The following is a 1,266-nucleotide window of genomic DNA, read 5'->3' on the forward strand; positions in this document are numbered from 1 at the left end:
TGGAGTTGCCCCCTGGGGCCGGACACCTTGATTCCAGACAGTGGTCTGGAGGGAGGATGTCCCGATGTCCCGCAGGTCGAAGTACCCGGAGCAGTTCCGTCGCGACGCGATCGAGCTGGTCAACTCGAGTGACCGGCCATTACGGCAGATCGCCCGGGAGCTGGGGTCAACCACGAGACCCTGCGCTCGTGGGTGAACACCGCCAAGCAGGCCGCGGAGGCCGGCCCGCCGGCGGAGGACCCGGCGGTGACCGATGAGGTGACGCGGTTGCGCAAGCAGGTCGCTGAGCTGGAGAAGGAGAAGGAGATCCTGCGGAAAGCGGCCGCCTATTTTGCGCGCGAGATGGATCGATGATCTACCGCTACCGGTTCATCTCCGAACACCGCACCGAGTTCGGTGTGAAGCGGTTGTGCCAGGTCCTGGGCTTGCGCCGGCAGGGCTTCCACGAATGGGTCGCCGCCGAGACGGCCCGGGCAGCACGGGCGGAAGCCGAGGGTGAGCTGGTCCGGCTGATCACCGAAATCCACGCCGAACACCGGGGTGCCTACGGCGTCCCCCGGATCACCGCCCAGCTGCACCGCCGCGGGATTGTGGTGAACCACAAGCGGGTCGAGCGGCTGATGCGCGAACATGGGCTGGCCGGGATCACCCGCCGCAAACGCCGAGCGTTGACCCGGCCCGCGGCCGGCCCGGTCACCCCGGTCGGTGATCTGATCCGCCGCGACTTCACCGCCACCGCCCCCGGGCAACGCATGGTCGGGGACATCACCTGCCTGCCCACCTTCGAAGGCTGGCTCTATCTGGCCACCGTCATCGACCTGCACACCCGCGAAATCATCGGCCACGCCATGGCCGACCACATGCGCACCGACCTCGTCTGCGACGCGATCGACCTCGCCACCGCCCGCGGCCTCATCCAGCCCGACGCGGTATTTCATTCCGACCGCGGCGTCCAATACACCTCCGGCCAGTTCCGCGCCGCCCTTGCCGAACACCGGATCCGCCCGTCGGTGGGGCGCGTCGGGTCCTGCTACGACAACGCCGTCGCCGAAGCCTTCTTCGCCACGCTCAAGACCGAGATCGGCACGTCGATCTGGCGGACCCGCGCCCAGGCCCGCCAGGACGTGTTCACCTGGCTGCGCTACTACAACCACCACCGGCTGCACTCCACCAACGGCCACAACACCCCAGCCGAAACCCGAACCAACTATCGTCAGGCCCCGGCTGCCTGAAAACCCCGTGTCCGCCTCACCGGGGCAACTCCAC

The 1,266-nt window shown here is 68.1% G+C and carries 2 protein-coding genes; both read left to right on the forward strand.

Annotation, left to right across the window (positions count from 1 at the left end; genetic code table 11):
• Nucleotides 1-192 precede the first annotated feature (192 nt).
• Nucleotides 193-354: a hypothetical protein gene (locus H5965_RS45955; protein ID WP_310977636.1), complete on the forward strand. Its 162-nt coding sequence runs from the start codon at nt 193-195 to the stop codon at nt 352-354.
• Nucleotides 351-1,232: an IS3 family transposase gene (locus H5965_RS45960; protein WP_310977637.1), complete on the forward strand. Its 882-nt coding sequence runs from the start codon at nt 351-353 to the stop codon at nt 1,230-1,232. Before H5965_RS45955 ends, H5965_RS45960 begins: the two co-directional genes overlap by 4 nt.
• Nucleotides 1,233-1,266: the final 34 nt, after the last annotated feature.

The organism is Amycolatopsis sp. 505 (assembly GCF_031625235.1).
Taxonomy (GTDB): domain Bacteria; phylum Actinomycetota; class Actinomycetes; order Mycobacteriales; family Pseudonocardiaceae; genus Amycolatopsis.

Excerpts from the sequence above, each read along its gene's own strand:
- H5965_RS45960 (WP_310977637.1), top strand. The coding sequence starts at position 351 with ATGATCTACCGCTACCGGTTCATCTCCGAACACCGCACCGAGTTCGGT.